A 23794-nucleotide genomic window follows, 5' to 3' on the forward strand; every position below is an offset into this window, starting at 1 on the left:
TTTGCAAGAGATTCTTTTAAGTCATGGCGGTGGTGGCGAAGAGATGAATAGTCTTATAAATGAGACTATATTTGGTATTTTTGATAATGAAATTTTGCGTGAAGCAAATGATGCTGCTATTTTAGAAATGAATGGCAAATTAGCTTTTACCACGGATTCTTTTGTTGTAACGCCGATTTTTTTTCGTGGCGGAGATATAGGAAAAATTGCTGTTTGTGGAACTGCAAATGATCTTAGTATGGTTGGTGCAAATCCAATGTATATAAGCTGTTCTTTGATTATAGAAGAGGGCTTAAAAATAGAAGAGCTAAAAGAAATTTTAACATCAATGCACGATATAGCTAGTAAAAATGATATAAAAATAGTTTGTGGCGATACAAAGGTAGTTGAAAAAGGAAAATGTGATAAAATTTTTATTAATACAAGCGGAATAGGTAAAATCATATCAAAACCTATTAAAACAAAAAATTTAAAACCTAAAGCCAAGATTTTACTTAGCGGAGATATAGGAAGACACGGGGCTGTGATACTTGAAGCTAGAGATGATATAGGTTTTAAAAGTTCTCTTCAGAGTGATTGTAAATGTCTTAAAAATGTTGTTTTAGCTTTGATTGATTCAAACATAAATATACAATGTATGAGAGATGCTACGCGTGGCGGACTTAGTGCAGTGTTAAACGAGTGGGCAAATTTTAGTAAAAACGAAATTTTAATATATGAAGAAAACATAAAAATAAAAGATGAAGTTATGGGAATTTGCGAACTTTTGGGTTTTGAAGCATATGAGTTAGCAAATGAAGGAACTTTCGTGTTAGGAGTTGATGAGAAAGATGAAAAAAAAGCTTTGGAAATTTTAAAAAGTTTTGATGAAAATGCAGCTTGTATAGGCGAAGTTACTGAGGCCAAAAAGCCAAGAGTAATTTTACAAAACGCCTATAAATCGCAGCGATTTTTAGAGCTTCCAAAAGGCGAACTTTTACCAAGGATTTGTTAATGCATGAACTTTCTATAGTAGCAGATCTTGTAAAGCTTTGTGAGGATAATTTAAAAAAAAATAATGCTACAAATGTATTAAAATTAGAGCTTAAAATAGGCAGATTAAGTGGCGTTGAGGCTCATTATTTGCAGAGCTGTTTTGATGTTTTCAAAGCTGGAACTGTTTGTGAAAATGCAGAGCTTATGATACATATTCAAAATATAGTAATTCATTGTAAAGAGTGTGGTTTTGACACTGAACTTGATGAAAATAACTTTATTTGTCCAAAGTGTGGCTCAAATAAGCTTGATGTGACAGATGGCGAAGATATGTATCTTATGCGACTTGAAATGGAGTAAGTAGAGCGTAATTTCAAATTTGATATAATTACATTTTAATTTTATAAATTTAAGGAATTTTTATGGGAAGAGCGTTTGAATATAGGCGTGCTTCAAAAGAAGCTAGATGGGATAAGATGAGTAAACTTTTTCCTAAGCTTGGTAAAGCTATAACTGTTGCTGCAAAAGAGGGTGGTTTGGATCCTGATATGAACCCAAAACTAAGAACTGCAATTGCGACTGCAAAAGCTCAAAATATGCCTAAAGACAATATAGATGCTGCTATAAAAAGAGCAAATGGAAAAGATAGTAGCGAGATAAAAACAATTCATTATGACGGCAAAATGCCTCACGGCGGACTTGTAATAGTTGAGTGTGCTACAGATAACCCAACAAGAACTGTTGCAAATGTAAAAGCAATTTTCAATAAAAATGGCGGAGAGTTTTTACCAAGCGGGAGTTTAAATTTTATGTTTAGTAGAAAGTCGGTTTTTGAGGTTGTAAAGCCAAATAAAGACATAGAAGAGCTTGAGCTTGAATTGATTGATTATGGAATGAGTGATGTTAAGCTTGTAAAAGAAGAAGATAACGAAATTTTAGTAATTTATGGAGATTATGAGAGTTTTGGGACTCTTAGTGAGGGCATCGAAAAACTTGGTTTGGAAATAAAAAAAGGTTCTTTGCGGTTTGTGCCAAACACGCCTATAGAGATAAGTGATGAGCAGTATGAGGACATAGAAAAACTTATTGATAAACTTGAAGATGATGATGATGTTCAAGCTGTTTATACAAATTTGGAGTAAAAAATGAGAGAAGAATTAAAAATTTATGATATCAATAAAGATGAATTAGAAAAATGTAAATTTGCCGTGATTTCTACAAATAAAGGCGATATGAAAGTTAAGCTTTATGGGGATGAAGCACCGCAAACGGTTACAAATTTTGCAAACCTTGCAAATAGCGGTTTTTATGATAATCTTACTTTTCATAGAGTTATACCAAATTTCGTTATACAAGGCGGTTGCCCTAACGGAACTGGCACAGGCGGACCTGGCTGGAGAATAAAATGCGAATGTGATAATCAAACACACAAACACCAAAGAGGGACTCTTTCTATGGCTCATGCTGGGAAAGATACTGGTGGAAGTCAGTTTTTTATCTGCCATAGTAAACAATCCCATCTTGATGGCGTCCACACGGTTTTTGGTGATTTAATTGACGAAGAGAGTAAAAAAGTGCTAGATGCTATAAAGGCAAACGATACTATAAAAACTATACAAATCAAAGAAAATTTATAAAACATTTTGGGGTTTATACCCCATAAATTTATTTTAAAGTGTAACACAAAATAAGATATGTTTGATATAGAATATGCAAAAAATAATGATAATTTTAGAGAGTTAAAACATTCACAATCTGTTTGTAAATTTATATATCTTGATGGCAAAAAGCTTTTAAATTTAGGTTCAAATGATTATCTTGGAATTGCTACAAACACGACCTTAAAAGATGAATTTTTAGAAATTTCTAAAAATAAAGACTACTTTTTTGGAAGTAGTGCAAGTAGGCTTGTTTATACATCTAGTGATGAATTTAACAAACTAGAGAGTTATTTTGAGCAGAGATTTTGTGGGAAAAAAGCTACAATTTTTAACACCGGATATTGTGCAAATTTAAGTTGTATTTCTGCTTTAAATGGCAAACAAACGCTATTTTTATGCGATAAACTAATTCACGCAAGTATGATTGATGCACTAAAAATTTCAAAAGCAAAATTTAAAAGATATGAGCACAATAATTATGAAATGCTAAATGATTTGCTTTTAAAAAATTATTCTAAATTTGATGAAATAATAATTTTAAGTGAGTCTGTTTTTAGTATGGATGGCGATAGTGCCGATATTAGGCATTTGTGTGAGCTTAAAAAAGAGTATAAAAATGTAAAACTTTATATAGACGAGGCACACTCATTTTTTGTTAGAAATGAGCTTGGAAATGCACATAAACTCGGACTTGATAAAGATATTGACTTTTTACTTGTAACGCTTGGAAAGGGCATAGGAAGTAGCGGTGCGGTGATTTTATCAAATGCTTTTTATAAAGATATTTTTGTTAACTCAGCTAGAAGCCTTATTTTTTCTACGGCAATTCCGAGCATCTGTGTAGCTTGGACTAATTTTATACTTTCAAAAGATTTTAGTCTAATAAGACAAAATTTAGAAAAAAATATAGCTTATCTTGGGCTAAATGATAGTCATATACAGCCATTTTTAACATATGAAAACTCAAAAACGCTTGAGCTTTCAAAAAAACTTATCCAAAACGGATATTTTATACCAGCTATTCGTCCCCCTACTGTAGCAACAAATACATCTCGCTTAAGGATATCTCTTCGTGGCGATGTAGAAAAAAGCGAACTTAAAATGTTAAAAGAGATTTTGTATGCAAGTTAAATGTATAAAAAATAATGCTGAAAATAAAAAACTTATATTGATTTTTTTAGGATATTCGTTTTTACCACAATGCTTAAATTTATTAATTGCAAATACTCAAAAAAAAGAGTTTGATTTGTGCGTGGTTTATGACTATTCAAATTTAAATTTTGATGTATTGCAAGATATTTTACAATACAAACATATATATCTTATAGCTTGGTCTATCGGTGTTTGGGCTGCAAATTTGGTTTTTGAAAATGATAAATTTAAAAATATAAATTTAGTCAAAAAAGTGGCTATAAATGGAACAATCCATGGAATTGATAATGAGCGTGGTATACCAAAATCTGTATTTAAAAAAAGTATAGATGAGTTTGATTTTGAAAATTTTAAAAGACTCTGTTTTTTAAAAGATTTAGACAAAGTTGATTTTGAATTTGGTAAAAATCCTAAAAATGAGTTAGAACAAATTTATATTTTTTCGCAACAAAATAACAAAATAAAATATAGTTTAGATATCGATAAAACCATAATTTCTAAAAGAGATTTTATATTTCCAACTACTTCTTATAGAAATTTAACTTGCAAAAAAGAGTTTATAAATGCTCCGCATTTTCCATTTTTTTATTTTAAAAACTTTGGAGAAATTTTTGAAATTTGAGATAGCAAAAAACTATGAAGATTTTGCATATGCTCAAAAATTTGCAGCAAAAAATCTCATAAATGAGATAAAAAAACATTCATTATATTATAAAAATATATATGAGATAGGCTGTGGTTGCGGGATTTTAACAAAATTTATTTTAAAAGAGCTGGATTTTAAAGATATTATTTTAAATGATATTTATAAAAGTGATTTTATGAATGGAAATTTTTCAACACAAATAGGAGATATTAGAGATATTAAAATGCCTTCAAATTTAGATTTGATTGTATCAAGTTCAGTTTTTCAATGGTTTGATAAAAGTGGAGAGTTTAAAAAACTTATAGATAAAATTTATCTATCTTTAAATAATGGCGGGATATTTGCTTTTTGCATGTTTACAAGCGGAACGCTTTATGAGTTAAGTAGTTTTACAAGACAAGGACTTAATTATAAAACAGACAAAGAAATTTTATTATTATTGTCAGAGTTTAAAATTTTAAACTTTATAAATGATAAATACATTGCTAAATTTGATAATCTAAAACAGCTTTTAAATCATTTAAAACAAACCGGTGTTAATAATATAAATGGAAATTTTAAACTTACTAAAAGTAACATTTTGGAATTGGAAAATCACTTTCAAAATAATTTTTCGTTAACTTATAAATTTTTAAGTGTAATATGCAAAAAGGCATGACGATAAGCCGAGTTCTGTCTAGAACGGTCATTTATCTAGGCTAAATTTCGCAATTTAGCTCAAGCGAAGGGTTTTAATATAAGACTAAAACCATCCCTTCTTGCTGCAGGTTGGGTTTACAAAGCCATCATTGTTACCAATAATGCTGGTAAGCTCTTACCTTACCGTTTCACCTTTACCGCATTTGCGGAAGTTTACTTTCTGTTGCACTATCCCTTAAGTTTCCTTAGCCATCTGTTAGATGGAACCATGTCTTATAGCAGCTCGGACTTTCCTCTTTGGCGTGAGATGCCAAAGCGACCGTTTATCATGCCAAATGTATTTTATCAAAAATGAACTTAATAATATTTTATCGTATTATTGTTACTTTTGGTAAAATAAAATGCGAGTTTTTTTAAGAATTATATAATTATAAGCTATTTTTTACTAAAAAGTGATATTATAATGTGATTATCATAAAAAGGAATAATTTATATTATGGAAAAAACTTTACAAAATCAGGCTTTAGAATACCATTTAGGTGGAAAGGTGGCTATTGATGTTACAAAACCTTGCGTAAATTCAAAAGATCTCTCTCTTGCTTATAGTCCGGGTGTTGCTGAGCCTTGCAAAGAGATTCAAAGAGATGAAAATTTGGTTTATAAATATACATCAAAATCAAATTTAGTAGCTGTAATAAGCAATGGAACCGCGGTTTTAGGACTTGGAGATATAGGTGCAGCAGCAAGTAAGCCAGTAATGGAAGGAAAGGCTGTTTTATTTAAAAAATTTGCAAATATTGATGCTTTTGATATAGAAATAGACGAAAGAGATCCTAAAAAAATAGTTGAAATTTGTAAAGCTATCTCAGTTGGATTTGGTGGTATAAATTTAGAAGATATAAAAGCACCTGAATGTTTTGAGATAGAAAAAGAGCTTCAAAAAGCAGTTAATATCCCTATAATGCACGATGATCAACATGGAACTGCAATGATAACAACTGCAGGTCTTATAAATGCACTTGAAATTTCAAAAAAAGATATCAAAAATATACGAGTTGTTGTAAATGGAAGTGGTGCGTCTGGCATAGCTTGTGCAAAAATGTATAAAGAGCTTGGTGTACAAAATATAATAATGCTTGATTCAAAAGGCGTTATTCATGATGGTAGAAATGATTTAAATGAGCAAAAAAAGGAATTTGCAATTCATACAGATTTTAGAACTTTGCAAGATGCTATGAATGGTGCAGATATGTTTTTAGGACTTAGCAGAGGAGGAGCTGTTAGCAAAGACATGGTTAAATCTATGGCAAAAAATCCTATAATATTTGCACTTGCAAATCCTGTTCCTGAAATTTTTCCTAATGAAATAATGGAAGTTAGAGATGATGCTATGATTGGCACTGGAAGAAGCGATTTTCCAAATCAAATAAATAATGTTTTAGGTTTCCCATATATTTTTAGAGGAGCACTTGATGTGCATGCAAGAAAAATAACATCAAATATGAAAATGGCTGCAGCAAAAGCTCTTGCAATGCTTGCAAGAGAGCCTGTAAGTAAGGAAATTTTAGATTTAACTAAAAATCCAAATTTAACCTTTGGAAAAGATTATATCATACCAAATCCTTTTGATAAAAGAGTGCTTTTTGCTGTTGCGCCAGAGGTTGCTAAGGCTGCATTTAATGATGGTGTTGCTGGTATTAATAATTTTGATGAAAAAGAGTATTTAGAATCATTAAGAATTAACTTTTTAGAAAAACATTTATAAATTTTAAAGCAACTTTGATTTAAGTTGCTTTAAATTGTTATTGTATTTCAAAATGTGTTATTTTAGATAGTTTTTCATTTGTGTTTAGAATTTCATACTTGAAATTTTTAGCAACTTTAAAGTTTTCGACCTTTTTATATGCATATTAGCGTAATTTTGTGCGTTTTGCTTGTTATTAAATGCATAAATTCCGCCAGCTATATTTTTTATTATTTACTGTCCATATTTTCAACAAAAATTATTTTTCAGCTGTTGTACTTTGTGCTAAGTTTTTGCACTCTTCATACATTTTATTGTCATATATACCATTATAATCAAAAGCAATTTGCAAAAAACCATTTTTATTCTTTTAGTTTTTATGCTAGATAATAGCTTAAATTTATAAATTTATTTTATAAATCCGCTCCCTAAAACTCTATCTTTATCATCATAAAATACTGCAAGTTGTCCACTGGCTATACCATATGCTGGATCATCAAGTTTTATCATAGCGCCATTTTGAGTTATCTTAACGCTTCCATTTATTTTTGGACTTCTATATCTTATTTTAATACCTGCTATAAATTCTTTTAAATTTACAAATGCATTGAAATTTGTAGTCTCAAATTTATTTTGCGATAAATCTTCCTTGCTTCCAACTATGATTTCATTATTTTTTGAATCTATTTTTATAACATAATGTGGATCATGTGCACCATATATTCTAAAGCCGCTTCTTTTTCCTATGGTATAGTGCATATATCCTTTATGTGTCCCGATTTTATTTCCAAATTTATCTTTTACGATTCCTGGAATTTCCGTGTTGAAGTGCTCTTTTAAAACATCAATATATGTTTTTTCAACAAAACATATTTCGCTACTTTCTTTACTAGTTGCAATGTTGTTTAAAATTTCTATTTTTAACGCTTCTTCTTTTATATCTTTTTTAAACATATTTCCAAGTGGGAAAAGCATATACTCCAAGGCTTTTGGATCTATGTTTGCAAGGAAATAGCTTTGATCTTTGCTTAAATCTTTTGCAACTTTTAAAAGATTATCTTCTATCCTTACATAATGTCCCGTAGCAAGTTTATCACATCCTAAGCTCTTTGCATACTCAAGAAGTGATCCTAGTTTTATCTGTTTGTTACAAAGGGCACATGGATTTGGCGTTTTGCCGTCTTTATAAATTTGTACAAATGGATTATAAACCTCTTTTTTAAAAACATCTTGCAAATCTAAAATTTCTGTTTGTATGCCGAGAAATTTGCCAACTTCTTTAACTTTTTGTATATTTTCCTCATGATATCCTGGTTTGTTGTGAAGTAACATATAACAACCAATAACTTCATGCCCGCAGTCTTTTAAAAGCTTTGCACTATACGAAGAATCTATTCCTCCGCTCATTGCCATCATAATTTTCATGATATTCCTTATTTTATGATTAGGGAGAATTGTATTTAAATTTATATTTTATTTTGCTGAATTTATAATATAGTTAAATACTATATCTGTATCATCTTCTATAGTATATAAGTTTGTATCATTTGGTGTAATAGTCATATTTTCAACTAAAGTATCTCTTATAAATTCATCTAGTTTTGACCAAAAATCTATACCAATAAGATATATTTTATTGTCTTCTCTAAATTTTGTTTGAACTAAGCATAAGATTTCAAACAGTTCATCTAGTGTTCCAAAACCTCCTGGAAAGACTATGAATGCTTTTGAGTGTTCTATAAGAGCATATTTTCTAAGTGGTAAATTTTTTAGTTTTGTGCCTTTATTTATATATGGATTTGAATTTTGTTCAAATGGGAGTTGTATATTTATACCAATGCTATTTTTTCCAGCATCATAAGCACCTTTATTTGCAGCTTGCATAATACCATCTCCGCCTCCTGTTACTATAGAAAAACCATTATTTGCTAGTTTTTTTGCTAATTCGTAAGCTTTTTTGCAATAAATATTATCATTTTGTAATCTTGCTGAGCCAAAAAAAGTTATATATCTGTTTTCTTTTTCAAAAATACCATCTAGTAAAGCAATTTCGCTAAATATATTCTCTATCATCTAAGTTGTTCTAGCCTCTCTTTTTTTGTTCCAATTTCAGTTATTTGTATGCCAAAATTTCCATCTATTATAACAACTTCTCCAAGGGCTATTGGCTTATCGCCTATTAGTATCTCAAGTGGATCATTTGCTAGTTGATTGAGCTCTATAACTGAGCCTATATCCATGCTTAAAACATCTTTTAAAAGCATTTTTTTTGACCCAATTCTTACTCTTATTGGAAGCCTTACATCCATAATAAGATTTATATTTCTCATCTCATCACTTGTAAATGATGATTTAACTGAAGATTCCGGTTTTTCCTGATGTGATTTTTGAGCGTTTGGATTAAGAAGCTTATTTAAAACAAGATCAGTTACAAGACCAAAATGTTCGTCTAAAGCGTCTATTTTCACTTCATATATATATGATTTTTCATACGAACTTAGATCAAGTGCTTGGTTTTCATCTAAAAATACTACTTTTGATACTTCAAAATTTAGTTTTGGAAGATCTTTTTGTGCTCCAAGTGTGGTAGAAAATGCTCCTAATATATTTGAAAATACTTCTTTTGCAGCATCTATCTCATCAGCTCCTAAAGAAGCAGTATTTGTGATTTCTTCTTCTCCTATCATCCATTCACCAATGGCTGTCATAAAAATAGGAGTTGATAAAAGTAGAAGTTTTGCTGTAGTTGCACCGCTAACATTTATAGTTGCAACTACTACTGGTGGTTTTATTGTAGTTTGTTCATTGGCATTATCTTCGGTTTTATTTGAAAATACAGCTTGTTTTCCTGTAAGCCCTTCTATGGTTGCAACTACTTCTTTGGTAAAAAAATTTAAAAATTGATCTATCATATATTATCCTCTTCTTCCATATACTCTTCATTTTCATCGTTTTCTTGCTCGTTTTGAAAAGCTAGTGCTTTTGCTTTTCTTTCTTCTTCAAACTCTTCTAAGATGGATTTTATCTCATCTTTATCTGTTTTTATGAGCTGTTCTATTTTTATGGTTTTTCTAAATCTGTGAAGTCCAATTTGTGCCAAAAAAACATCTTTTTTGTCTATTGTTACTATAGCTTTATCATCAGCTGGTCTATCTAGTCTTAGTATATCCCCAACTTCTAAATTTAAAAACTCATTAACACTTATCATAGCTTTGCCTAAGATTGCTTCATATATAACCTCAGCTCTACCAACTAATGTTTTTAGTTCCTTATTTCTACTTTTTTTAGCTGAAGTTTCGCCAAGCATTACATCTCTATTTGCAAGGCGTGATAAGATAGGCTCTAAATATATAACGGGATAGCATATGTTTATCATTCCGCTTGAGTTTCCTATAATTATCTCCATAACAAGCATAATGACAATCTCATTTTGTGAGACTATTTGCACTACATTTGGAGAGCTTTCTTTGGTTTCTATATTTGGATATATATCTGTTATTAAACTCCAAGATTCTCTAAGTCTTTGCATTATTATACGAAGAATTGCATCTAGTAAATTTATTTCTATCTCTGTTAATTCTCTATTTTCTTCAAAGCCTTCTCCATTTCCACCAAGAAGTCTATCTATCATAGGAAACGCAATGCTTGGATTTATCTCTAAAACGCAATTTCCATCAAGTGGTTTTATAGAAAAAACATTAAAGCTTGTTGGACTTGGTAGAGACATTAAAAACTCTCCATAAGTCATTTGATCAACTGAGTGAAGTCTTATTTCTACAATGCTTCTCATTATGCTAGAAATTTGAGAGGCTAAATTTCTAGCTAGTTTGTCATGAATGCCTTTTATAGCACGAAGTTGTTCTTTGCTAACTCTATTTGGTCTTTTAAAATCATATATAATGATTTCTCGCTCTTCTTGCTCTTCTTTTCTACGAGGAGTATCTATATTCTCATCTGTATCTTCGTCTACTACTTCAAGTAGTGCATCAATTTCTTCTTGTGTAAGTATATCAGCCATCTAGGCTCCAAATCTTTCTTTTATTTTATTTATTAGTTTTTTGTGAATTTGAGAAATTCTTGATTGAGAAATGTTTAAAATTTCACTAATCTCAGCTAAAGATAACTCTTCATAATAATACAATTGAACTATAAGTTGATCTCTTTTTTCAAAAGTTGCTAAAACTTCTTCTATTTTTTCAAGTAAATCATCTCTAATAACTCTATCTTCTGTATTTTCTTGTTCGGGGTTTATAAGCTGATCATCTATCGGCATTACCGAGCATATACTACTAGCCATTCTTGCTTCTTTTATTTTATCTTCGCTTTCATTTAAAACTTTGGCTAAATATGCATCATCTGGTTCTTGTTCGTGTTTGTTAAAATAATTATCTATTTCTATTTCTACTTGTTTTATGAGTTTTCTATTTGATCTACTAACAGTATCAAGTGATCTAAGATAGTCTAGCATTGAGCCATATACTCTTTTTTGACAATATCCCCAAAATGAGTCATTTTGGCTTTTATCATACTTTCTAGACATTTTTATCATTTGTGTAGCACCAATGCTTATTAAATCATTTACATCTATACTAGCAGGAAGCCTTTCTTTTAGTCTAAATGCCATTGAGCGTAGTGCAGGCATGTATTGTAAAACAAGCGAATCTTGCTCTTGTTTTATGGCGTTTGTATAAGCATTATGCTGCTTTTTTTGCTGTTTTTCTACCATATTTTTTATCCAACTCTTTGGCTCTTAGCTTTTCTGATGATAGCTTATACAAAATGTTTTCCATTTTTCTTTCTCTCATGGATAGTTCTGCTATTAGCTTTTCATTTATCTCTTCATGTTTTTCTTTATTGAAAAAAATATTAAATGTTTGTTTGCTAACTTTTATATAGTTCATTATAGCCAAATGTATCACTAAATAAAAGAAAAATGTAATAAGCAGTGTATATACAACTATTTCTACGGGGTCTTGTATTTTTATAATTACGAACATAACTCCTATAAAAAATCCACAAGTTGTAAAAAATGCTATAAAATTATCGGCTTTCAAAATAAACTTTCCTTAGTTAAAATTGATCCATTAGTTGTTTAAAAAAATTACTAATACTTCTCCTACCATCATCTACAAGCACTTTTCGTTCCAATCTATAAAGAAGCTTAGATGCCATCTGTTTGATTTCACTACTAGAAACTCCAAATGGCACATCTTGGGTAAATAAAGTTCTTTGTTTTATGCTTTTTGCTACATTTTTGTCATTTTGAATGTATCCAAGCATAGAAAGATTTAAATTTGTAATGTTGTTTAGTGCTACTTTTTGTATATTTTCAAATATTTTTATTGCTTCTTTTTCATCTTTTGCCATATTTATAATCATTAAAAGATCATTTTTTATTTTTGATGTTACTTTTATAGTTGCATAAGCATCTGTAATAGCCGCAGGATCAGGAACTGTTACAACTATAACCTCATCGCTTGCTTGTAAAAAAACTTGTATATGATCTCCTATACCTGCACCTGTATCAATAATCAAAAAATCAAGATAATCAAGATCGCTAACTTCGCCTAAAAATCTATCATATAAGAAATGATCATTGTATTTTAGTATTTCATCGCCACTATCTCCAGGGATTAAAACCAAATTTTTTTTAACTGGAATTATAATATCGCTTAGAGAACATTCGCCTTTTAAGACATTTAATAAATTTTTATTCATTTTAACATTAAGAATAACATCTAAATTTGCTAACCCAATATCAGCGTCAAAAAGCCCAACTTTATACCCATTATTTGCAAGGATATTTCCTAAATTTGCACTTATTGTGCTTTTTCCAACACCACCTTTTCCACTTGTTATAGCTATAAAATGTGTCGTTTTTTGTTTTTTTTGCTCTTTTGAAACTAGGTTTTGAAGTTTATTTGCTTGATTTATCATCAGAGTCCTTTTTATTAAAACCTTCTAAAACACATTCTATTAAAAATTCACTTCTAGCTTCCATTAAATCGTCTGGAACTTCTTGTCCGATAGAAAAATAACTAACAGGAGTTTTTGTTTCATAAACCAAAGAAAATACATTTCCAAACACTTTTGTCTCATCAAATTTAGTAATAATCATAGTATCAATATGTAAAAAAGAGAAATTATCATAAATTTCTAGCATATCCTCAACTTTAGATCCAGCAGACATAACTAGTGTTACATCTATATCTGCATCGCTATTTTTCAAAAAACTATCGAGTTTGTTGAGTTTTTCTTTATCATACTGGCTACTTCCAATTGTGTCTATCAAAATAACATCACACTGTCTTAAATTTTTTATAGCATTTTTAAAATCTTGTATTTGAATAACATCTAAAATAGGCAGTTTCATCAATTTTGCATATTGAAAAAGTTGCTCAACTGCACCAATTCTATATGTATCAAGTGTTATAATTCCAGTTTTATATCTTACATCTCCAATATATGCAAAGCGTGCTGCAAGCTTTGCTAAAGTAGTCGTTTTTCCAACACCAGTTGGACCTACTAACATCATAATTTTTTGTTTTTTTAAGTCATGCTTTTGATTAACTCTACAAGGTAACATTTTTCTTAAAAATGTGTAAAAGAAATTTTTCACAGCAGTTGGATTTGTTTTTATGTTTGTTGGCATACATTCTATCGTAGCTTTCATAATTGATTCTAGATGTTCATCTTTCATGCCACTTTTGCTTGCTGCTTTGTAAATGCTAGAAAATTCAGGCGGTATTATAAGATTATTTCTTGCACCTGCTCTTTCATCCCAAAACATATCAGCTATCATTGTGATTTTATCATTTATATCATTTACTTTTTTTGAGACATTGTCTATTTGTTTATTATAATGCTCGTTATTTACAGATTTAATTTCATTTGTGCTTGTTGTTACATTTTTTATATTTTGTGTTGCTTGTGATATATTTAAAAGCACATCATCGGATGAATTTTTAGTAGTTTTTGTATCTGAAATAAAATTTGATTTTGCATTTGCTTGATTTAAATAAGGATTTTGTTTTTTATGCGATTGCATTGGTTTTTGTGGTATTTCGTCTTCTTCAACACTGACTAAAATTTCAAACAATGCTTCTTTATTTAAAGTTTTTGGTTGAATTTGTTTGGTTGTAACAAGCATAGCTTTATCACCACATTTTTCTTGAGCTTTTCTTAATGCTTCTATAGGACTATTGCCAGTAAATGTATGAAACTTAGTAGCCAAAAAATCTCCTTTTATAATCTCATTAAACCAAGTGGCAAAATGACACTTATTCGCTCATTTACGCCAGGATGTGGCACTATGAGCCTTTTGCTTTTTATTTTTATATTTGTATATAAAATATCCAAATCTATTGTTCTAGGTGCGTTTTTAAAAGGTCGTTTTCTTTTAAATTTAAGTTCTAAATTTAGCATTATTTTTAAAACTTCTTTTGGATGCAAATTTGTTTGTAAAAACAAAATAGCATTTAAAAAATCATCTTGCTTTGTAAAACCAAATGCTTTATTTAAAACAATTGGCGAACTCTGTGCTATGTAAAAACGCCTGTCTTTTGATAAAATTTGAAATATTTTATCAAATCTTTGTTTAACTTTTCCTACATTTCCTCCAAGCCCCAATATAATGCTGTATTTGTAGTTTTTTATTTTTCTACAAAAAGGAAAAAAATCACTTTTTATAAATTTTATAGCGTCTTTTAGTTCAAAAAAGCCGTTTTTAGAGTATTTCACATCCATTTTTTGTTACCACTACCACATCTTCTATTCTAACTCCAAACTCGTTTTCTAGGTAAATTCCAGGCTCAACGCTAAAAACCATACCTTCTTTTAATTTTGTTTTGCTTTTTGGACTAATTATCGGTAATTCGTGTATATCAAGCCCTACGCCGTGCCCTGTTGAGTGAAAAAATTCTTTCTCATAACCATTTTTTGCTATGAAATCTCTTGCGATACTATCTACTTCACAAGCTAAAATTCCAGGCTTAATAGCTTTTATGGCTTGATATTGTGCTTCTTTTACTATATCGTAAATTTCTTGATGTTTTTGGTTTTTATAAATTTGATCTTTTAAGAAATTTAGTTTATTATCAAAAAATGCGGTTCTAGTCCTATCAGAGCAATATCTTTTAAATTTTATTCCCCCATCAACTAATAGCAAATCACCATTTTTTAGCTTGGTTTTGGTTGGTAAAGCATGAGCTTTTGCAGCATTTGCATTTATTGCTGTGATTGGTTCAAAACTGAGATTTAATGCCCCATTTTGTCTAAATATCATTTGTGCGTTAAAATTTATCTCTTCTTCGTTTAAATTTTTGCTTTCATTTATAAATTTAGCTAAATCATAAAAGCATTTTTCGCCAAGTTTTGCAGCTTCTTTTAGTAAATTTATCTCACGCTGAGATTTTATTTCTCGTTTTTTTTGAGAAAAATTTGGTGATGATTTAAAGTTTAAGTTTAAAGATGAAGATAGATTTTTAAATTCACTAACGCTAAAGCTTAATGGGTCAAAACTTATCTTTTTAATGTTAAATTTTTTTATAAGTTTTTTTGCATCTTTTATAAGAGAATTTGATTCTATTACGGTAGCATTTTTTATATTTTCTCTTGCTTCTATGCTATATCTTGCATCTGTTATGAAAAAGCACTCATCTTTTAGGCTAAGATATAGTGCATTATCGCAACTATATCCGCACTCGTAAAAAATTGCATTTTCGTTTTTTAGTATGAAATTACTGCTCATTTTGTTGTTTTTGAGCCTCTTCGTAAGCCTTTATTTGTTCAAATCTTTGTAACATCGCTACCATTGCAAGATGATAACCAAGTGGTCCAAAACCTACGATACATCCTGCACTTACTGGACTAATCATACTTTTTTGTCTAAAATCATCTCTTTTATAAATATTTGTTATATGAACTTCAATTGCTGGCAATCTAACTGCTTCTATGGCATCTCTTATGGCTATTGATGTATGAGAGTATGCGGCTGGATTTATGATTATACCATCGCTATCTCCGTAGCATTCTTGAATTTTATCAACGATTTCGCCCTCTAAATTGCTTTGAAAAAATTCTATTTCAACATTTGCTTGATCTGCTACGATTTTCATTTGTTTATGAATATCATCCATACTCATTACGCCATATAAATTTTGATCTCTTTTTCCGAGCATATTGATATTTGGACCTTGAATAACTGTTATTTTTGGCATTACACTTCCTTATAAAATTAAATTTTTTATAAATTATATCAATTTCTTTATAAATTTATTCATAGCTTTATTTGTATGTTAATAAATTTGTAATTATAAATTTAACAAAATTTATTATAATCTTTTTTAGAATTAATACTTAAGGTTTGTTTTCAATGGTTAGAAGTGCCAAAATTTCCGATGCTTTAGTGGCTATTGATCTTATAGACTTAGCTCTTGAGAATATAAGTTCTGTTCTAACAGGGGAAGAAAATAAAGAAAAAGCAAAGAGTGTTTTAAGAGAGTTTTTTGTTAGTAAACAAAATTTATATAGTTTTGAAAATGTTTTTGTTTATGAGATTAATGGTTTAGTCGTAGGTGCAATGTGTGTTTATGATTCAAATTTAAGAGATAAACTTTTAGAACCTATAATATCAAGATTAAAAATGATAAATAAAAACCATAAAATAGACAAAGAGTGCTTTGAAAATGAGTATTATATAGATACTATTGCTGTAAATGAGAAATTTAGAAAAAGAGGGATTGCTACAAAAATGTTCGAACACGCTTTTTTAGAGGCAAAAAAACTAGATATAAAAAAGTGCTCACTAGTTGTAGATATTTTAAAACCAAAAACTAAAAGTTTTTACGAATCTTTGGGATTTTATCAAAACTGCGTTGTAGATATAGCAGGAGGCAGATATTTTCATATGTTAAAGGATATAAAATGAGAAAATTTGAGTTAGAAAATGTTAAATGTAATAATTGTGCAAATTTAGTAAAAAATGCATTAAGGGATGATTTTGGAAAAGTTGAGGTTGATGTTGAAAATAAAACCATTGTTTTAGATGTAAAAAATAAGGAAAAACTTCTTTTTGAAACATTAAAAGATATAGGATTTCCTATAATAAAGGAAATTTGATATGTCTCAAAAAATAAGACTTAACATAAGCGGAATGAACTGCGTTAATTGTTCATCCGGCATAGAAAAAAGTGTCAAAAAAATTAAGGGAGTTAAATCCGCAAATGTTAGTTTTGCAAACTCAAGTGGCGAGTTTGTTTTAGATAGTAGTGATGTTTTAGAAGATGTGATTAAAAAGATAAAATCTCTTGGATTTGGCGTTGTAAAAAATTATCAAGAACTCGAGCATTATAGAAAATTACACATAAAAAATATGCTTTTTAAATTTGTTATATCTGCTATTTTATCGTGTGTGATAATGTTTATTGAGATGTTTTTAGCACCAAATTTGTGGCTAAATTTAATTATGTTAACATTAAGTAGCGTTGTGGTTTTTTACTGCGGCGGGCATTTTTTTATTCACGCAAAAAAATCTCTTCAAAATTTAAATTTTGATATGAATGTTTTAATATCTCTTGGTGTTATGGTGGCTTATCTATACTCTTTGTTTGTCGTTGTCGTGCCTGATTTTATACCTCAAAATTTAAGATATTTGTATTTTAGTAGCAGTGCAATGATAATAACTTTTGTAACACTTGGAAAATTTTTAGAAGAAAGATCTAAGTTAAAAGCTAGCGATTATTTAAAAAATTTAATGGATTTAGCACCTAAAAAAGCATTAAAAGTTTCAAAAGGAGCTCAACTTGAAGAAGTTAATGCCGATGAACTTAAAAAAGGCGATATAGTAATAGTAAAAAGTGGTTTTAATATCCCTTGCGATGGCGTTATCATAGAGGGTGGCGGCGATATTGATAAATCATTTTTAAGCGGTGAAAGCTTGCCTGTGTATCATTCAAAAGGCGATAATGTATATGCTGGATGTGTAAATTTAGACGGTTATATGACTATCGAGGTTGCAAAGGAACAAAGTGATACTATGCTTTATCAAATTTTAAATTTAATGAGCGAAGCAAGTAGTAAAAAAATGCCAATAGCAAGACTTGCTGATAAGGTAGCAAATATCTTTGTTCCTAGTGTTATTTTGATTGCTATTTTTACTTTTATTTTTTGGTCGCTAAATAAAGATTTATCTTTGGGTCTTATACTGGCAGCTAGCGTACTTATCATATCTTGTCCTTGTGCTCTTGGTTTGGCTACGCCAATAGCCATAGTTTGTGCTCTTGGAGCTGGTGCAAAGAGAGGAATTTTGATAAAAAATCCTGAAGTTTTAGAAAATATGCAAGATATTAAATTTGGTGTTTTTGATAAAACTGGAACGCTCAGCAAAGGAGAAATTAGTGTTAAAAAATCTTTTTTAAGCGATCAAATTTTATCTTTTGTTGCCGGTATAGAAGAAAGAAGCGAACACCCAATATCAAAAGCAATTGTAGAGTATGCAAAAAATAATTGTATGTGTGCTACTAAATTTAACGGTGAGTATAAAAATATACCTGGAAAAGGAATTATCGCATCACAAGGCAATATAAATGTAATGATAGGAAATCTTGCTTTAATGCAAGAAAATAGTGTTTATATAAGAGATGATATTTTAGAAGAGATAAATAAAATAACAAACGATGGTTTTGGTGTTGTTATGGTTGCTTATAATTCAAATTTTAGTGGATATTTGGTTTTAAGTGATAGTCTAAAAGATGGAGCAAAAGAGCTGATTTTAGAGCTTAAGAAAATGGATATAACTCCTATTATGCTAACAGGCGATAGTTTAAATGTGGCAAAATATATAGCAAATCAAATAGACATACAAGAAGTTCATGCAGAACTTTTACCGCAAGATAAATATGAATTTGTTGAAAAACTTAAGCAAAAAGGTAAAGTGCTTTTTGTGGGTGATGGTATAAACGATGCACCTTCTTTAAAAAGTGCTGATATCTCGGTTGCTATGAGTAGTGGAAGTGATATAGCAAAAGAAAGCGGCGATATAGTTGTTGTAAATAGCGATTTAAAATCAATTTTGGCTTTTATAAAATTAACTAAAGAAACAATGAAAACTATAAAGCAAAATTTATTTTGGGCTTTTATTTATAATGCTATTTGTATACCTATTGCAACTGGAATTTTGTATCCATTTGGATTTATTTTAATGCCAATGTATGGAGCTATAGCTATGAGTATAAGTTCTGTAAGTGTAGTGCTAAATTCCATAAAGCTTAGGTTTATAAAATTTTAAAATAAAATATGATTTTACATATTGATCTTGATTGTTTTTTTGTATCGGTTGCTAGGATAAAAGATAGCAGTTTAAATGGACAAATAGTTGCTGTAATTGGCGATAAATCAAGCAATATATTTGGCGATGAAATGATAGCAAATTCAAACAAAGGCGTGATTTTAAGCTCAAGTTATGAAGCTAGAAAATTTGGCATACATTCTGCTATGAGCGTAAATGAGGCTTTGAAGTTATGTCCGAAGTTAAAATTAATTCCAAATGATATGAAGCTTAACAAAAGTATTTCTACGCAAATTTATAATTTTCTTTATATCTTTACGCCAGAAATAGAGCGATTTAGCATAGACGAATTCTTTTTAAATTTAAAAGGTACAAAATATCAAGATGATTATATAAGCTTTGCTAAATTTTTGCAACAAAATATACTTGATAAATTTAAACTTCCTTGTAGTATTGGGCTTTGTGAAGGTAAATTTTTAGCAAAACTTGCAACTGATTTAAAAAAGCCATTTGGTATAAAATTTTTAGATATAAAAAATTTAAAAGAAGAACTTAAAGATGTAAATATCGCTAAGTTTCCTGGCATTGGAAAAAGCACTCAGAAATTTTTATATTCTCACTGTATAAAAACCATTTCTCAAGCTTTGGAAAGTAGGACTATTTTTGAAAAAATGGGTAAAAATGGTGTCAAAATTTATAATAGAATTTGTGGTATAAGTGATGATAAAATATCAAATCAAAGAAATGCAAAAAGCATAGGTCTTGGAAGAACCTTTTCTCCAACATTAAATAGAGATGAAATTAGGCGTAAAATTTCCATTATGTGTAGATATTTGGGCTTTGAAGTTCTTAAAAATGATTTAAATCCTATGAGTTATGAGTTAAAGATAAGATATAGCAATAGATACGAGTTTTCTAAAAGATATACTCCAAATAAGCCTTTTTGTATGGATTTGCTAAATAATATTAGCACTGAACTTTTCACTAAGATAGACAAATATAGCTTTGGGAGCATAATTTATATAGGCATAAATTTATCAAATTTTTCTTCAAATTTAGAGTTTTGTTCAACGCTATTTAGTTATGACGATGATATAAAACAAAAAAATTTAGATAAAACTTTTAGCAAAATTTGGTCTAAATTTGGTATAGATAAAATAAAAAAAGCAAGTGAAATTTAGTTATCAATATAGATTAAACTAAATTTTGATACGATATTAGTTTTAAAAAATTTAAGGAATGATATGAAAGTTGCCGAACTATACTCTGTGATATGCGTGATTTTTGCTACAAATTTTAGAAATGTTATAGACAAAGAGCATTTTTCTAAAATGTCAAAAAATTGGATAGTAAAAAATGATAATGTTGATAATATAAAAGGACATGAGTGCTGGGGAAATGCACTTGAAAATGAGAGTTTAGAAATGATAAAAAAAGATTTTGAAAGTCTAAAAGATAGTTTTGATACAGCGTATTTTAAATTTAATGATGAAAAAAAAGTTAATGAATTTTTTGGAAATATTAAATTTAAAAAACCCTTTGATGAATTAAGTAGCTCACATATGTCAAATATACTTGCACTTTTGTCTGCTATTTTAAAACAAGATAAAGACGAAAAATCTCACACTCTTTTAGGATATTATTTAAGCGAGTATTTTATTTATCCAGCAAGGGAGCTATCTTTGCATTTACAAAAAAATGCTAATAGCAATTATTATAAAGCTATGGGCTACTTTTTAGCTGATTTTTGTCATCTTTTAAAAACTTCTCTTGGCTTAAAGGCTTAAAATGAACTGGTGGAGCGAAATATATTCTAAATTTGATCCAGTGGCATTTAGTGTTTTTGGGCTAAATGTTCATTGGTATGGGATAATGTATGTTTTAGCTCTTTTGGTTGCACTTTGGGCTGCAAAGTATTTTGTAAAAAAAGATTATCTTGGTTTTAGTGATAAAACATTAGATAATTACTTTATATGGGTTGAAATTGGCGTCATCTTTGGGGCAAGACTTGGTTTTATTTTTATTTATTCGCAAGCTCAAATGTTTTATCTAACTCATCCTTGGGAAATTTTCAATCCTTTTTATAATGGAAAATTTGTAGGAATTAGCGGAATGAGTTATCATGGAGCTGTGATTGGATTTATTATAGCTACATTTTGGTTTTGTAAAAAATATAATCAAAATAGTTGGAAATTACTAGATTTGGTTGCTATTTGTGTTCCTTTGGGGTATATTTTTGGAAGAGTTGGAAATTTTTTAAACAAAGAGTTAGTGGGTGTTGTTACTGATGTTCCTTGGGCTATAAATGTTGATGGTGTTTTAAGACATCCTAGTCAGCTTTATGAAGCATTTTTAGAAGGAATTTTAGTATTTATTATGCTTTTTATTTATAGAAAATATAAAAAATTTGATGGAGAACTTATTTCATTATATGTTATTTTATATTCTATAATGCGTTTTGTTAGTGAGATTTTTAGGCAACCAGATGTTCAGATAGGGAAGGTTTTATTTGGTCTTAATATGGGGCAAATTTTATCTTTTTTAATGCTTTTTCTTGGAGTGTTTTTGTATTTTTATCTAAAAAATAAAACTTATAAAAATCATACATAAAGGAGATATGTGATAAGTCCAAAAAGAACTATAAGAATTTTAACAGCACTTTTTGTTGCTATAATTTTTATATTTGTTGGAAATTCACTAGCTTTAAATTCAGCTGGTATGATGTTAAAAAATATAAATATAGATGATTTTCATATAGGCATTATAACATCTTGTTTTTTTCTTGGAGCTATTTTTAGTTCGATTTTTGGATACAAATTTATTAGCATTTATGGATATATTAGATCTTATGCTGTATTTACTGCATTGTTTGCCATATCTGCAATACTACACAACATTGCTAATAATATAATTTTATGGGCTGTGCTTAGATTTATGCTTGGTTTTTCATATTATAGTATATGTATGGTTGTAGAAAGTTGGATAAATGCTAGATCAAGAAATGAAATTCGCTCAAGAGTTTTTAGTTTTTATACTGCTATATATTACATATCTTCATCATTTGGTATGATTTTGTTGTCTTTGGAACTTGGCTCATCTCAGGTTTTTGTTCTTTCGGCACTTTTTATAATGATTGGATCTATTCCTTTAAATATAATTCGGATAAAAGAACCGCAGCTTCCTCCAAAAAAGAAAATTTTCATACCAAATATTTTTGGCTTAGTTCCGTTAGCCTTAGTAACAAGTTTTATAGGCGGTATTTTGATAAATGGATTTTTTTCTATGGCAGGTGTTTTTATATTATCAGCAGGAGGCGATATAAGAGATGCTTCATTATTTTTACTTATTGCTATGGCTGGTGGCTTCTTTGGGCATCTGTTTTTTGGGTATTTTTCAGATAAATTTGGAAGAAAATTTTCAATTATGTTAGCTTGTGCGATACCTTTTGTATCTATTTTAGCAATGCTATTGTTTAGTAAAAATATATTATTTTATAAATTTTTTGTTTTCTTCATAGGATTTGGTATATTTTGTCTTTATGCTCTTAGCGTTGCTAGAGCAAATGATGTGCTAGGCAGTAAAGGTGAAGCGGCTAAAATAAGTGCAACTTTGTTACTAAATTACTCAATTGGATCACTTTTAGGACCTATTATTATTGGATATTTTATGCAAAAATTTAATGAAAATGGTTTTATTTTTGTATATTTGATTGGATTAATAATTTTGTTTTTAGTTGCGTATTTTGTTGATGTTGTGCCAAAAGAGCGTAGAAGTAAATTTATGTCTCATCACCCAAGTGAGATTTTACATTAATAATTAATAATTACTATTTAGTATCGTTTTTAACGAGTTTTAATAATCTAAGTGAGTTTATTTATTAAAAATTCCTTTAACAAATAAACTTATATTTTTTATTAATATTTTATCAATATTTTCAGCATCAAATAAGTCTAGCTGATATATAATTAATAGTTCAAATACTTAATATTAAAGGAGTTCTGTATGGTAAGCCGTATAGAGGGTTTTCTTGGAAAATCTATAGATGGTAAAAAAAGTCGCTTGCCAGCTTTACAAGATAAATTGCAAAGTTTAAGCGGTTTGGTACTTGCAATATTCATGATGTGTCATATGATTTTTACAAGCACAATTATGTTTGGCAAAGGTGCTTTTGAAGGTGTTGTTCATTTTGCTGAACCTTTTGGAATATATCAAGTTACAAATTTAGTTGCATTGATTATATTTATAATCTTTGTAATTCATGCGTTTTTAGCTATGAGAAAGTTTCCTGCAAACTATAGTGCTTATAGGGCTTATAAAGCTCATAAAATTCGTATGAAACATTGCGACACAACGCTTTGGTGGATGCAGTTTTTAAGTGGATTTTTGCTATTTTTCTTTGCTAGTGCCCATATTATTACCATAATTTTTGGTGATAAAATTACAGCTGATCTTTCAATTGGTCGTTTTTCTCAACTACATATTTTTTATTTGTTGTTATTGCTTGTTACTGTTTTGCATGCTAGTATAGGCACATATAGGCTTTTTGTAAAATGGATTAGTATTGATGGAACAAAAGTAGAAGCAGCTGCAACAAGAAAAAAAGTCAAAACTTTGAATTTTATAGTTTGGGGTGCGTTTGTTGTGCTTTCAATAGTTGCTGATATTGTTTGGCTATCTTTAGGCGAATAAAG

Annotated in this window: 28 protein-coding genes and 1 other RNA gene; 16 read left to right on the forward strand and 13 right to left on the reverse strand. The window is 29.3% G+C overall.

Features of this window, described 5'->3' with window-relative positions; translation table 11 throughout:
- Position 1: 1 nt before the first annotated feature.
- The 7 genes from hypE (at position 2) to CSPB_RS02685 (ending at position 5092) form a co-directional block, all read left to right on the forward strand.
- A complete protein-coding gene (hypE, locus tag CSPB_RS02655; protein WP_089193043.1) occupies positions 2 to 994 on the forward strand; it encodes a hydrogenase expression/formation protein HypE in 993 nt (330 codons plus the stop codon).
- On the forward strand, positions 994 to 1335 hold the full coding sequence (gene hypA, locus CSPB_RS02660) for a hydrogenase maturation nickel metallochaperone HypA (protein ID WP_089193044.1): 342 nt from the start codon (positions 994 to 996) through the stop codon (positions 1333 to 1335). Before hypE ends, hypA begins: the two co-directional genes overlap by 1 nt.
- A gap of 62 nt (positions 1336 to 1397) precedes the next feature.
- Positions 1398 to 2117, forward strand: coding sequence for a YebC/PmpR family DNA-binding transcriptional regulator (locus tag CSPB_RS02665; RefSeq protein WP_089193045.1), 720 nt, complete (start codon positions 1398 to 1400; stop codon positions 2115 to 2117).
- Between the two features lie 3 nt (positions 2118 to 2120).
- Entirely contained in the window at positions 2121 to 2612 is a 492-nt protein-coding gene (locus tag CSPB_RS02670; protein ID WP_089193046.1) for a peptidylprolyl isomerase, read from the forward strand.
- A 57-nt stretch (positions 2613 to 2669) separates the two neighbouring features.
- A complete protein-coding gene (locus CSPB_RS02675; protein ID WP_089193047.1) occupies positions 2670 to 3767 on the forward strand; it encodes an aminotransferase class I/II-fold pyridoxal phosphate-dependent enzyme in 1098 nt (365 codons plus the stop codon).
- Positions 3757 to 4410, forward strand: a complete 654-nt coding sequence (locus tag CSPB_RS02680; protein WP_089193048.1) for a pimeloyl-ACP methyl esterase BioG family protein — start codon at positions 3757 to 3759, stop codon at positions 4408 to 4410. The genes CSPB_RS02675 and CSPB_RS02680 overlap by 11 nt, the downstream gene beginning before the upstream one ends.
- On the forward strand, positions 4400 to 5092 hold the full coding sequence (locus CSPB_RS02685; RefSeq protein WP_089193049.1) for a methyltransferase domain-containing protein: 693 nt from the start codon (positions 4400 to 4402) through the stop codon (positions 5090 to 5092). Before CSPB_RS02680 ends, CSPB_RS02685 begins: the two co-directional genes overlap by 11 nt.
- Here the strand turns inward: CSPB_RS02685 and rnpB are convergent.
- An RNA gene (rnpB, locus tag CSPB_RS02690) (RNase P RNA component class A) lies at positions 5080 to 5408 on the reverse strand. The genes CSPB_RS02685 and rnpB overlap by 13 nt on opposite strands.
- Positions 5409 to 5569: 161 nt before the next feature.
- Between rnpB and CSPB_RS02695 the strand changes: the two genes are divergently transcribed.
- Positions 5570 to 6838 (forward strand): malic enzyme-like NAD(P)-binding protein, encoded by a 1269-nt coding sequence (locus CSPB_RS02695; protein ID WP_089193050.1) that lies wholly within the window; start codon positions 5570 to 5572, stop codon positions 6836 to 6838.
- A gap of 84 nt (positions 6839 to 6922) precedes the next feature.
- Here the strand turns inward: CSPB_RS02695 and CSPB_RS09040 are convergent, their stop codons facing one another.
- The 12 genes from CSPB_RS09040 to aroQ all read right to left on the reverse strand — a co-directional run bounded on the left by CSPB_RS09040 (position 6923) and on the right by aroQ (position 16035).
- Entirely contained in the window at positions 6923 to 7051 is a 129-nt protein-coding gene (locus CSPB_RS09040) for a YdhR family protein (RefSeq protein WP_193625311.1), read from the reverse strand.
- Between the two features lie 174 nt (positions 7052 to 7225).
- A complete protein-coding gene (gene mnmA / locus CSPB_RS02705) occupies positions 7226 to 8242 on the reverse strand; it encodes a tRNA 2-thiouridine(34) synthase MnmA (protein ID WP_089193051.1) in 1017 nt (338 codons plus the stop codon).
- Positions 8243 to 8290: 48 nt separating this feature from the next.
- Positions 8291 to 8890: an LOG family protein gene (locus tag CSPB_RS02710; protein ID WP_089193052.1), complete on the reverse strand. Its 600-nt coding sequence runs from the start codon at positions 8888 to 8890 to the stop codon at positions 8291 to 8293.
- Complete coding sequence (gene fliY, locus CSPB_RS02715; protein ID WP_089193053.1) at positions 8887 to 9729, reverse strand: flagellar motor switch protein FliY; 843 nt, start codon at positions 9727 to 9729, stop codon at positions 8887 to 8889. The genes CSPB_RS02710 and fliY overlap by 4 nt, the downstream gene beginning before the upstream one ends.
- Complete coding sequence (gene fliM / locus CSPB_RS02720) at positions 9726 to 10835, reverse strand: flagellar motor switch protein FliM (protein ID WP_089193054.1); 1110 nt, start codon at positions 10833 to 10835, stop codon at positions 9726 to 9728. The genes fliY and fliM overlap by 4 nt, the downstream gene beginning before the upstream one ends.
- Positions 10836 to 11543 carry an RNA polymerase sigma factor FliA gene (locus CSPB_RS02725; RefSeq protein ID WP_033916411.1) on the reverse strand — a complete coding sequence of 236 codons (708 nt, stop codon included), beginning with the start codon at positions 11541 to 11543 and terminating at the stop codon, positions 10836 to 10838.
- Positions 11512 to 11871: a hypothetical protein gene (locus CSPB_RS02730; RefSeq protein ID WP_033916410.1), complete on the reverse strand. Its 360-nt coding sequence runs from the start codon at positions 11869 to 11871 to the stop codon at positions 11512 to 11514. The genes CSPB_RS02725 and CSPB_RS02730 overlap by 32 nt, the downstream gene beginning before the upstream one ends.
- A 16-nt stretch (positions 11872 to 11887) precedes the next feature.
- Positions 11888 to 12754 carry a P-loop NTPase gene (locus CSPB_RS02735; RefSeq protein ID WP_033916409.1) on the reverse strand — a complete coding sequence of 289 codons (867 nt, stop codon included), beginning with the start codon at positions 12752 to 12754 and terminating at the stop codon, positions 11888 to 11890.
- Positions 12735 to 14051, reverse strand: coding sequence for a flagellar biosynthesis GTPase FlhF (gene flhF / locus CSPB_RS02740; RefSeq protein ID WP_089193055.1), 1317 nt, complete (start codon positions 14049 to 14051; stop codon positions 12735 to 12737). The genes CSPB_RS02735 and flhF overlap by 20 nt, the downstream gene beginning before the upstream one ends.
- Positions 14052 to 14062: 11 nt before the next feature.
- Positions 14063 to 14563, reverse strand: coding sequence for a 2-amino-4-hydroxy-6-hydroxymethyldihydropteridine diphosphokinase (gene folK / locus CSPB_RS02745; protein WP_052137663.1), 501 nt, complete (start codon positions 14561 to 14563; stop codon positions 14063 to 14065).
- A complete protein-coding gene (locus CSPB_RS02750; protein ID WP_089193056.1) occupies positions 14544 to 15566 on the reverse strand; it encodes an aminopeptidase P family protein in 1023 nt (340 codons plus the stop codon). Before CSPB_RS02750 ends, folK begins: the two co-directional genes overlap by 20 nt.
- Complete coding sequence (gene aroQ, locus CSPB_RS02755) at positions 15556 to 16035, reverse strand: type II 3-dehydroquinate dehydratase (protein ID WP_089182207.1); 480 nt, start codon at positions 16033 to 16035, stop codon at positions 15556 to 15558. The genes CSPB_RS02750 and aroQ overlap by 11 nt, the downstream gene beginning before the upstream one ends.
- A 155-nt stretch (positions 16036 to 16190) precedes the next feature.
- Between aroQ and CSPB_RS02760 the strand changes: the two genes are divergently transcribed.
- The 8 genes from CSPB_RS02760 (at position 16191) to CSPB_RS02795 (ending at position 23792) form a co-directional block, all read left to right on the forward strand.
- A complete protein-coding gene (locus CSPB_RS02760) occupies positions 16191 to 16745 on the forward strand; it encodes a GNAT family N-acetyltransferase (RefSeq protein WP_089182208.1) in 555 nt (184 codons plus the stop codon).
- The gene (locus CSPB_RS02765; protein WP_089193057.1) at positions 16742 to 16936 is read left to right on the forward strand and encodes a cation transporter; all 195 of its coding nucleotides are present in this window, start codon (positions 16742 to 16744) and stop codon (positions 16934 to 16936) included. The genes CSPB_RS02760 and CSPB_RS02765 overlap by 4 nt, the downstream gene beginning before the upstream one ends.
- Position 16937: 1 nt before the next feature.
- A complete protein-coding gene (locus CSPB_RS02770) occupies positions 16938 to 19103 on the forward strand; it encodes a heavy metal translocating P-type ATPase (protein ID WP_089193058.1) in 2166 nt (721 codons plus the stop codon).
- Between the two features lie 8 nt (positions 19104 to 19111).
- Positions 19112 to 20284 carry a Y-family DNA polymerase gene (locus CSPB_RS02775; protein ID WP_089193059.1) on the forward strand — a complete coding sequence of 391 codons (1173 nt, stop codon included), beginning with the start codon at positions 19112 to 19114 and terminating at the stop codon, positions 20282 to 20284.
- 63 nt (positions 20285 to 20347) lie between these two features.
- Positions 20348 to 20890, forward strand: coding sequence for a hypothetical protein (locus tag CSPB_RS02780; protein WP_089193060.1), 543 nt, complete (start codon positions 20348 to 20350; stop codon positions 20888 to 20890).
- A gap of 1 nt (position 20891) precedes the next feature.
- Positions 20892 to 21713 (forward strand): prolipoprotein diacylglyceryl transferase, encoded by an 822-nt coding sequence (lgt, locus tag CSPB_RS02785; protein WP_089193061.1) that lies wholly within the window; start codon positions 20892 to 20894, stop codon positions 21711 to 21713.
- Positions 21714 to 21722: 9 nt separating this feature from the next.
- Positions 21723 to 22916 (forward strand): MFS transporter, encoded by a 1194-nt coding sequence (locus tag CSPB_RS02790; protein ID WP_052137662.1) that lies wholly within the window; start codon positions 21723 to 21725, stop codon positions 22914 to 22916.
- Between the two features lie 189 nt (positions 22917 to 23105).
- Positions 23106 to 23792 (forward strand): fumarate reductase cytochrome b subunit, encoded by a 687-nt coding sequence (locus CSPB_RS02795; RefSeq protein ID WP_033916399.1) that lies wholly within the window; start codon positions 23106 to 23108, stop codon positions 23790 to 23792.
- The last annotated feature ends 2 nt before the right edge of the window (positions 23793 to 23794 follow it).

Source organism: Campylobacter sputorum (assembly GCF_002220775.1).
GTDB classification, from domain to species: Bacteria; Campylobacterota; Campylobacteria; order Campylobacterales; family Campylobacteraceae; genus Campylobacter_F; species Campylobacter_F bovis.

Coding starts and splice junctions, on each gene's coding strand:
- hypA (WP_089193044.1), top strand. CDS start 994: ATGCATGAACTTTCTATAGTAGCAGATCTTGTAAAGCTTTGTGAGGAT.
- CSPB_RS02665 (WP_089193045.1), top strand. CDS start 1,398: ATGGGAAGAGCGTTTGAATATAGGCGTGCTTCAAAAGAAGCTAGATGG.
- CSPB_RS02670 (WP_089193046.1), top strand. CDS start 2,121: ATGAGAGAAGAATTAAAAATTTATGATATCAATAAAGATGAATTAGAA.
- CSPB_RS02675 (WP_089193047.1), top strand. CDS start 2,670: ATGTTTGATATAGAATATGCAAAAAATAATGATAATTTTAGAGAGTTA.
- CSPB_RS02680 (WP_089193048.1), top strand. CDS start 3,757: ATGCAAGTTAAATGTATAAAAAATAATGCTGAAAATAAAAAACTTATA.
- CSPB_RS02695 (WP_089193050.1), top strand. CDS start 5,570: ATGGAAAAAACTTTACAAAATCAGGCTTTAGAATACCATTTAGGTGGA.
- mnmA (WP_089193051.1), bottom strand. CDS start 8,242: ATGAAAATTATGATGGCAATGAGCGGAGGAATAGATTCTTCGTATAGT.
- CSPB_RS02710 (WP_089193052.1), bottom strand. CDS start 8,890: ATGATAGAGAATATATTTAGCGAAATTGCTTTACTAGATGGTATTTTT.
- fliY (WP_089193053.1), bottom strand. CDS start 9,729: ATGATAGATCAATTTTTAAATTTTTTTACCAAAGAAGTAGTTGCAACC.
- fliM (WP_089193054.1), bottom strand. CDS start 10,835: ATGGCTGATATACTTACACAAGAAGAAATTGATGCACTACTTGAAGTA.
- CSPB_RS02725 (WP_033916411.1), bottom strand. CDS start 11,543: ATGGTAGAAAAACAGCAAAAAAAGCAGCATAATGCTTATACAAACGCC.
- CSPB_RS02735 (WP_033916409.1), bottom strand. CDS start 12,754: ATGATAAATCAAGCAAATAAACTTCAAAACCTAGTTTCAAAAGAGCAA.
- folK (WP_052137663.1), bottom strand. CDS start 14,563: ATGGATGTGAAATACTCTAAAAACGGCTTTTTTGAACTAAAAGACGCT.
- CSPB_RS02750 (WP_089193056.1), bottom strand. CDS start 15,566: ATGAGCAGTAATTTCATACTAAAAAACGAAAATGCAATTTTTTACGAG.
- aroQ (WP_089182207.1), bottom strand. CDS start 16,035: ATGCCAAAAATAACAGTTATTCAAGGTCCAAATATCAATATGCTCGGA.
- CSPB_RS02760 (WP_089182208.1), top strand. CDS start 16,191: ATGGTTAGAAGTGCCAAAATTTCCGATGCTTTAGTGGCTATTGATCTT.
- CSPB_RS02765 (WP_089193057.1), top strand. CDS start 16,742: ATGAGAAAATTTGAGTTAGAAAATGTTAAATGTAATAATTGTGCAAAT.
- CSPB_RS02770 (WP_089193058.1), top strand. CDS start 16,938: ATGTCTCAAAAAATAAGACTTAACATAAGCGGAATGAACTGCGTTAAT.
- CSPB_RS02775 (WP_089193059.1), top strand. CDS start 19,112: ATGATTTTACATATTGATCTTGATTGTTTTTTTGTATCGGTTGCTAGG.
- CSPB_RS02780 (WP_089193060.1), top strand. CDS start 20,348: ATGAAAGTTGCCGAACTATACTCTGTGATATGCGTGATTTTTGCTACA.
- lgt (WP_089193061.1), top strand. CDS start 20,892: ATGAACTGGTGGAGCGAAATATATTCTAAATTTGATCCAGTGGCATTT.
- CSPB_RS02795 (WP_033916399.1), top strand. CDS start 23,106: ATGGTAAGCCGTATAGAGGGTTTTCTTGGAAAATCTATAGATGGTAAA.